Raw genomic sequence first — 6,441 nt, 5'->3', positions numbered from 1 at the left:
GTAATTGTTGAAATTTTTACATCAGATTTTATTCTTTTATCTTTTAAGTTATTGATTTTTTCACCTATATCGTATATCTTATTAATATAAGTAAGTAATTGTTTTAAATAACTTTTACTCATTTTATCAGCATCCTTTTTAAGTTGGTTTCTAGTAAAAACTATTATAAAAAGGATGCTTTTATTATGCAAATTTTTTCTCTAAAATTTCCAGCAAAAATCAGAATTTATGGTTTTTAACCTAACCCTCAATCATTCATTATAAATCAGCGGGCTCACGCCCAAAAAATTTTTAAGCGCTAAACTTCTGTACCAAACTTTAAAACATTTATAATAAATTCTAAGTTCAACACCTGTCCCTGTAAAAATCAATAAAAATCAATAAAAATCAAGACCTGTCCCTGTAAATTCAAGACCTGTCCCTGTAAATTCAATAAAAATTAAGACCTGTCCCTGTGTTTTTATAACACCTGTCCCCTAAAAACTAATACCTGTCCCTAAAATTTATTTGTTTGCAATTATATAGTATACTTGAATTAGTTCTTCATATTCTCCCTTGATATTAAAGTTTTTAAGGACCTTCACCAAGTCCCTCTCAAAGTATTTTAAATTATCTCCCAATAATTCAACATTGCAAAATGAAGTTGAATACAGATTCCCTATAATTGATTCTATTGTCCAAGTGTAATTGAACTGATATATACCTCTTCGTATATTTTTAAATCTATATTTTCTCAATATATCCTCGTGTTTTATGTGCATTTTACGCATCCAATAAGCATTCTTTCGCTTGTCTCCAAGCCAAAACTGTATAACATCCAAAACCGGCTTATGCCAAGGTTCACTTAAGGACCAAACACTTCCAGTATTGCTTCCTAGAATAGCAAAAACTCCTTTTTTATTTAATAACTTATAACTCCTTTTGGCTACTTTTTCCCTGTTCATCCAGTGAAATGCTTCCCCACAAGTTATCAAATTAAACTTTCCAATTTTAGGGCTTATATTTTCTGCTGGGCAGTTAATCAACTGTATATTTTGTAAGTTTAAAGATTTTCTTTGAATGCCTGCCTCTTTTAACATTTCACTGCTTATATCTAAGGCAATTACCTCCTTAAATTTACTACTTAATGCAAAAGTTAATTTACCAGTTCCACATCCTATATCTAATAATTTTTCATAACTTTCAATATTAGCTTCCTTTAAAAAAATATTTATGAATTCTTTGGGATATCCTATTCTATATTGAGAATAATATTTTGAAGTAGCTTTAAAGGGATCTTCTGATAATTTACTTCTCACTTTATACAACTCCTTTAAACTATTTTTAATATTTATTTCAACATTACCAAGTTACCAATTTAAAATCGCTAATATGTTGCTTATATTTATTATAAAATTATAACATATTACTATAATTAAACTATTCCCTACGTTTAATTAACTTTTTATAAGCTTCATATATCTTTATTTTAGCTATAATGATATATTTGTGGAATTTATGCTAAAATATATTATATATTCTGTTATTAATATTTATCATTTGGGGGAGATTATCATGGATAAAAAAAATTTACGCAAATTAATGAAAGAAAAAAGAAATTCAATAACTGAAACCACTAGACAGAAATTTGATAATGATATATTTTTTAAAATAATTAACAGCAATTATTATAAATTATCTAAGGTTATTTTCGTGTTTGTTAGCTATAATGACGAAATAAACACTCATAAATTAATAAAGCATGCTTTACAAAACAATAAAAAAGTAGTTGTACCCAAAGTTGTTTCAAAAAATGGTCATATGATAGCACTAGAAATTAATTCTTTTGATGACCTAGAACCTAGTAATTATGGTATACTAGAACCTAAAAATTATTGTAAAGAAATTCCTTCCAAAGACATTGATCTGGCATTAATTCCAGGATTAGCTTTTGATTTGAATGGTGGAAGAATGGGTTACGGTGGAGGATATTATGATCGTTTTTTAAAAACCCTATCTAGCAATTGCCCTAAAATAGGCATTTGTTATAATTTTCAAGTAATACAGAACGTTCCTATGAGTGAGCATGATATTAAAACAGACGGATTAATAACAAATTAACTATGGAAATGAAGTAGTAAAATTTTATATAAATATAAAGAAGGAGGGTGAAAAAAGTTGTTACATTAAGAATGAAAATTATTTTTGAATACAGCATAAATATTTTGCTTATATACCCTATAAATATTTTACTTATATACTGTGAGATAACTAACAGATTTTTTGATAAATTCTCTATAAATACTGCAATATATTTTATGTAATTACTTAATGCAACAACCTCATATATGAAAAAACATAGATTTGTAATTGTATGCTTAATTAATGGTGATGCTCTCAAATTTCATGAAAACCTCACAAGCACTATAAAATCAAATTTTGGAGTTAATCCTCAAAAATTACCCGCACATTTTACAATAAAAGCACCTTTTGAAACAGATAATTTGACTAATATAAGTGACCTAGAAAACTTAATAAATAAATTTTGCTTAACAAATTCTAAATCTGGAATAAACCTTAACGGCTTTAACCATTTTGGAAACAGAGTCATCTATATGAACATAAATCCATCTACGGAAGCAGTATATACCTACAAAAAATTTATTGATGAATTAAAAAAACTTACTTGGTTAGAGTGGAAAAGCAATGAGTTTAAAGAAAAGGTTTTTCACTGTACTGTAGCAACTAAATTTCAACAGTATAAATTCCAAGGCATTTGGGATTTTGTAAATAATTATTCTCCTAATTTTCAACTGCATTTTGACAATATTTCTATATTATCTTGGGAAAATAATCACTGGAAAACCTTTAGAGAGTTTAAATTTAATTCTTAATCCTTTATAACATATACTTAAATGAGAAATTTGCATAATTATATTTTTAATACAAAACTAATTATAATGATATAATATTTATATAATTACTTTTTTTTGAAAGGTAGTGGTATGATATGTATGATAAAAATACAATGAGAGAATATTTAAAATCAAATGTATTTAAAGAATTGTACTCTTTAGAAACTGATCAAGAAAAGGAATTACCTCAACCTCCAGTTCAAAAAAATTGTTTTCCTAATGCTAAAATAATTGATTTGGTTTCTCCTGACCTCTTTAATTGTGGCACAATGTCTATGATAGATGTATTAAAACATAGGAAATCTAGGAGATTTTTTTCAGATTCTCCTTTAACTTTAGAAGAATTATCTTTTTTGATTTGGAGTATGCAAGGAGTAAAAAAAATAGTAAACAACGGATATGCTACATTAAGAACTGTCCCTTCTGCTGGTGCTAGACACCCTTTTGAAACTTATTTAGCAGTAATAAACGTGGATTCTTTGGATAAGGGTATTTACAGGTACTTACCCCTTGAACACAAATTAGTATTTCTAGGTTCTATTGAAAACCTAAATGTTAAATTATCTGAATGCTGCTTAAATCAAAAATTTGTTTCTAAAAGTGCTGTCACTTTTATACTTACAGCTATACCTTACAGAATGGAATGGAGATATGATATAGCCTCATATAAACTTATAGCAATGGATGCAGGACACGTTTTTGAAAATCTTTATTTATCGGCGGAAGCTATAAATTGTGGAACCTGTGCTATAGCTGCATATGACCAACAAAAAATAGATAAATTAATAAATGTGAATGGCGAGGATGAATTTACGATATATATAGCTCCCGTAGGTAAACAACTTTAGGTGTTTTCTGGTATGCTCATTTTGGGCATACCTGTGTTATTAATTACCAGTAATTATCAATAATTATCAACACCTGTCCCTGTTGTTTTTAATGATTATCAACACCTGTCCCTATTATTTAGCACTTTTACTAAACTATTAAAATGTTTGCAGTTATTTATTGCCGTTAATTTCAATTATATTTTATACATTACTTATCCTAATTATAATAATACATAGTGAGCGTGATTAAATATGAATATTAAAAATAAATTAAAATATTATTTTCCTGCTTTAACCCATAAAAATTTTAGATACTTTTGGATTGGTTCAATAGTTTCGTTAATAGGCACATGGATGCAAAATACAGGCCAATCATGGCTAGTTCTTACTCTTACTAATTCACCTTTTAAACTTAGCTTAGTAAATGCCCTGCAGTTTACTCCTGTTCTTTTATTTTCATTATTTGCTGGGGCAATAATTGACAAGCTTCCCAAAAGGAAGATTCTTATTTTTACACAAAGTGCTATGATGATATTAGCATTAATTCTATCTTTACTAGTATTTACAAAGAAGGTTGAATATTGGCATATATTAATACTTGCTACATTGCTTGGTTGTGCTAATACTTTAGATATGCCAACCAGGCAGTCTTTCATGATAGAACTAGTTGGAAAGGATAACCTTTTAAATGCCATAGCGTTAAATTCATCTGTTTTCAATGCAGCACGACTTATAGGTCCTGCAATTTCCGGACTTATGATTCACATGCTTGGTTTTACTTGGTGCTTTTTCTTAAATGCAATTAGTTTTATACCTTTAATATTTGGTATATATAGAATGAACGTAAAAAATAGTACTATTAAAAGAAGGTCTAATAAAAATTTATTTAAAGAAGTTAAAGAAGGTCTTGTATATATTTCTAAAAATCCAAAAATATATAGAACAATTATACTTATAGGCATAGTTGGAACTTTTATTATGAATTATAATATTCTAATACCATTGCAAGCAAAAATGGTTCTAAATGAAAGTTCAAAGGGTTATGGTTATTTAATGGCTTATATGGGTGCTGGTTCGTTAATATCAGCAATATTCGTCGCTGCTTCTAATAAATCAGGCTCTAAAAAAGCTCGTTTGTATTTTAGTGCTTTTTCAGTATCATTAGCATTAATTTTAATTGGATTTTCTAAAAACTTTACCCTTACAGGATTTTTCTTATTTTTAGCTGGTGTATTTAATATAATATTCTCTACTACTGCTAACTCTAGGATTCAATTGAATTCTAATGATGAGTATCGTGGAAGAGTAATGAGCATATATTCTTTAGTTTTTGCAGGTTCAACTCCTATTGGAAGTCTTATAACTGGTTACATAAGTAACAACTTCGGAGTTTCCATAACCTTTATGGTAAATGGGATTATTACCCTTTTACTTACATTAATTTTACTATTAACTTCTTATAATTTTAGAAGTATAAAAACATTAAAATAAACATTAATTTTATAAAATTTTCATAAGACCTGTCCCTGATATTTACCTCAAAAACAAGACCTGTCCCTCCTAAATATCAGTAAATATCAGGGACAGGTCTTGTTTTTGAGGTTTTCTAAGGATATTCTTTAGGGACAGGTGTCATATTACTGTAAATTACTGTAAATCACTGGATTATTTTACTTTGTAACATAATTTATTTCATATCATATAATTATATTGTAGTATTTTAATGAAAGGATATTTTATATGTTTTTTAATCCATATTTTTTTAACTATAATCAATTCTATAGATTAACTCCTTTTTTTTCATACGTAAGACTTCTTCATGCTTCTCCTGATGCTCCTGCTGTAGATGTATACCTAGATAAAAAATTAATTGCTCGAAACTTACCTTATAAAAACTTCACAGAATATTTACCTATACCCACAGGATTGCATAATTTAATGGTATTTCCAGCAGGAAATAAAAAAAACCCTGTTATAGATACTAGTATTTTTATTCCTGAGAAAAAAATATTTACTGCAGCAGCTATTGGAAAGCTAACTAATATATCTATAGATCTTATTTCTGAACCTATAAAAGAAATTCCGAACAATAAAACTCTAGTACGATTTATTCATCTTTCACCAGATAGTCCCCCTGTAGATATTACCCTTCCAAATGGCAATAAATTATTTGAAAATGTGGCATATAAAGAAGTAACTGATTATATTTCTGTAGCCCCTGGCCTATATACATTACAAGCTCGTTTAGCAAATACTGATACCATCATTTTAAATGTACCTAATATACGCTTAAAACAAAATCGCTTTTATTCAATATATGCAGTAGGCCTTTCTACTGGTAATCCACCTTTGCAAGTTTTAATTCCACTAGACGGAAACACCTATTTAAAATTCTAATATATTAAACATTCTCACTGCTCAATTAATAATGAGTTGTGAGTTTTTTTATTCCTCAATAGTTTAAAATATAGCCAATTTAATATAAAATCTTTTAACCAATTATTCTTAACCTTAAAACATTTTTTACTTATAAATACTTTAATGTTTAAATAAATTAATTTTGGATATAAATATAATATATTCTACACTTTAAGCAATTTGGTAATATGTCAAGAACAAAATAAAAGAAAAATGAAATGATTTCTTTAAAAAAGGGTAACCTTAACAAGCATACAGTCCAATAAGAATGTATGTTTGTATAATTATGAAATTTAATC

Annotated in this window: 6 protein-coding genes; 5 read left to right on the top strand and 1 reads right to left on the bottom strand. The window is 27.5% G+C overall.

The window, feature by feature from the left end:
- Nucleotides 1-503 precede the first annotated feature (503 nt).
- Nucleotides 504-1,298, bottom strand: a complete 795-nt coding sequence (locus FGK85_RS14180) for a class I SAM-dependent methyltransferase (RefSeq protein WP_171011443.1) — start codon at nucleotides 1,296-1,298, stop codon at nucleotides 504-506.
- A gap of 256 nt (nucleotides 1,299-1,554) precedes the next feature.
- On the opposite strand from FGK85_RS14180, the gene FGK85_RS14175 reads away from it, so the two are divergent.
- The 5 genes from FGK85_RS14175 to FGK85_RS14155 all read left to right on the top strand — a co-directional run bounded on the left by FGK85_RS14175 (nucleotide 1,555) and on the right by FGK85_RS14155 (nucleotide 6,121).
- The gene (locus FGK85_RS14175; protein ID WP_171011442.1) at nucleotides 1,555-2,100 is read left to right on the top strand and encodes a 5-formyltetrahydrofolate cyclo-ligase; all 546 of its coding nucleotides are present in this window, start codon (nucleotides 1,555-1,557) and stop codon (nucleotides 2,098-2,100) included.
- A 227-nt stretch (nucleotides 2,101-2,327) separates the two neighbouring features.
- Nucleotides 2,328-2,873 carry a 2'-5' RNA ligase family protein gene (locus FGK85_RS14170; RefSeq protein WP_138207708.1) on the top strand — a complete coding sequence of 182 codons (546 nt, stop codon included), beginning with the start codon at nucleotides 2,328-2,330 and terminating at the stop codon, nucleotides 2,871-2,873.
- A gap of 116 nt (nucleotides 2,874-2,989) precedes the next feature.
- A complete protein-coding gene (locus FGK85_RS14165; RefSeq protein ID WP_138207706.1) occupies nucleotides 2,990-3,742 on the top strand; it encodes a SagB/ThcOx family dehydrogenase in 753 nt (250 codons plus the stop codon).
- 234 nt (nucleotides 3,743-3,976) lie between these two features.
- Entirely contained in the window at nucleotides 3,977-5,215 is a 1,239-nt protein-coding gene (locus tag FGK85_RS14160; RefSeq protein ID WP_138207704.1) for an MFS transporter, read from the top strand.
- A gap of 249 nt (nucleotides 5,216-5,464) precedes the next feature.
- Complete coding sequence (locus FGK85_RS14155; RefSeq protein ID WP_138207702.1) at nucleotides 5,465-6,121, top strand: DUF4397 domain-containing protein; 657 nt, start codon at nucleotides 5,465-5,467, stop codon at nucleotides 6,119-6,121.
- Nucleotides 6,122-6,441 lie beyond the last annotated feature (320 nt).

The sequence above is a fragment of the Haloimpatiens lingqiaonensis genome, assembly GCF_901447495.1.
Lineage (GTDB): Bacteria > Bacillota > Clostridia > Clostridiales > Clostridiaceae > Haloimpatiens > Haloimpatiens lingqiaonensis.
Note: the sequence above shows the minus strand (reverse complement) of the source record. Positions and strands in the feature narration are given on the sequence as shown.

Coding starts and splice junctions, on each gene's coding strand:
- FGK85_RS14165 (WP_138207706.1), top strand. CDS start 2,990: ATGTATGATAAAAATACAATGAGAGAATATTTAAAATCAAATGTATTT.
- FGK85_RS14160 (WP_138207704.1), top strand. CDS start 3,977: ATGAATATTAAAAATAAATTAAAATATTATTTTCCTGCTTTAACCCAT.
- FGK85_RS14155 (WP_138207702.1), top strand. CDS start 5,465: ATGTTTTTTAATCCATATTTTTTTAACTATAATCAATTCTATAGATTA.
- FGK85_RS14170 (WP_138207708.1), top strand. CDS start 2,328: ATGAAAAAACATAGATTTGTAATTGTATGCTTAATTAATGGTGATGCT.
- FGK85_RS14175 (WP_171011442.1), top strand. CDS start 1,555: ATGGATAAAAAAAATTTACGCAAATTAATGAAAGAAAAAAGAAATTCA.